2 protein-coding genes are annotated in these 1288 nt (G+C 26.9%); both read left to right on the top strand.

What is annotated here, in order from left to right; translation table 11 throughout:
* Positions 1-102 precede the first annotated feature (102 nt).
* A complete protein-coding gene (locus BM384_RS17120; RefSeq protein WP_090015487.1) occupies positions 103-513 on the top strand; it encodes a peptide deformylase in 411 nt (136 codons plus the stop codon).
* Positions 514-642: 129 nt separating this feature from the next.
* Positions 643-1029 carry a hypothetical protein gene (locus BM384_RS17115; protein ID WP_090015485.1) on the top strand — a complete coding sequence of 129 codons (387 nt, stop codon included), beginning with the start codon at positions 643-645 and terminating at the stop codon, positions 1027-1029.
* Positions 1030-1288: the final 259 nt, after the last annotated feature.

Genomic DNA, 1288 nt, shown 5'->3' with positions numbered 1-1288 from the left:
TAAAGTAGTAGGTGATTTATTCACTACAAAATAGGACACGATGAATAAGGAAAAATCTCGATATGGGTATAATTGTCCATATTTTGAGTAGCAGTGTAATATATGATAAAACCAATAATGAAAGATGTAATTTTTCTTGGACAAAAATCAGAAGAAGCAACAATAAAAGATAAAGGAGTAGTCATTGATTTAATGGACACCTTAAGAGCAAATTTAGATGGCTGTGTGGGAATGGCAGCAAATATGATTGGAGTTAAAAAGAGGATTATAGTTATATGCGCTGGTGAAATGATAGTACCAATGATAAATCCTGTAATAACTAAGAAAGAAGAGCCTTATGAAGCTGAAGAAAGCTGTTTATCTCTAGCAGGTGTTAGAAAAACAAAAAGATATAATAAAATAAATGTTGAATACTTAGATAAAGACTTTAATAAAAGACAAGGAACTTTTTCAGGGTTTACAGCTCAAATAATTCAGCATGAAGTTGACCATTGTAATGGAATTATAATTTAATATGGAAAAAAACATCTTGATAATTAAATCAGGATGTTTTTTGAAAATGAAAGAATAATTATTTAAAATTTGTAACCAAAATTAACCTTTAAACATATAATAGTGATATAGTAATAAAAGGAAAATTAGATGAGGAAAGTATTATTAAGTTTTGTTTGCACTATAGGACTAATTCTTTTTTTATTTACTGGATGTAAAAGTCAAGATCCATATTTAAACTTATCAGGATATGATATTCCTAATACTATACAAGCTAATACTGATTATAATATAGAAGGAATTATTAAATGCAATGATACAATAAAATGTGCAGGTATAAGGATAAAAGATGTAGATAGTAATGTTTATGAAATAAGTAAAACATTAAATAATCATGAAAATGAATTTGATCTTTTAAGGCTTAATCAGTATATAGACTTTGGTAAATTATCTAAAGGAGAAAAGATCATAGAAGTCATTGCTGTGAGAAGTAATTATCCAGAAGTATTGGCTAAAAATTATTTTACGGTAAGTTAGTAGGTTTCTTGACAACGATTACAAAGGATGATATTATATTTATATGGTAATAAATGGTGAGATTACTGTGTCAAAAAAATCGCTTTCATACTTAGTGTTTAAATTCTAAAGAATCTAATAAAAGATAGGTTTAGAAATATGTAGGCTTTCATATATTTCTAACCTATCTTTTATCATTTACTTAGGGTTAATCATATTTCTTAACCCTTATATATCAAGGCTTCGAAAAGCCGAGATTTCTATATCACTCAAATTTCCT

The organism is Clostridium sp. DSM 8431 (assembly GCF_900116755.1).
Lineage (GTDB): Bacteria > Bacillota > Clostridia > Clostridiales > Clostridiaceae > Clostridium.
This window is presented reverse-complemented; position numbering and strand designations above follow the sequence as displayed.

What these genes read in the sequence shown, in the direction of transcription:
- BM384_RS17120 (WP_090015487.1), top strand. Translation starts at nt 103, where the DNA reads ATGATAAAACCAATAATGAAAGATGTAATTTTTCTTGGACAAAAATCA.
- BM384_RS17115 (WP_090015485.1), top strand. Translation starts at nt 643, where the DNA reads ATGAGGAAAGTATTATTAAGTTTTGTTTGCACTATAGGACTAATTCTT.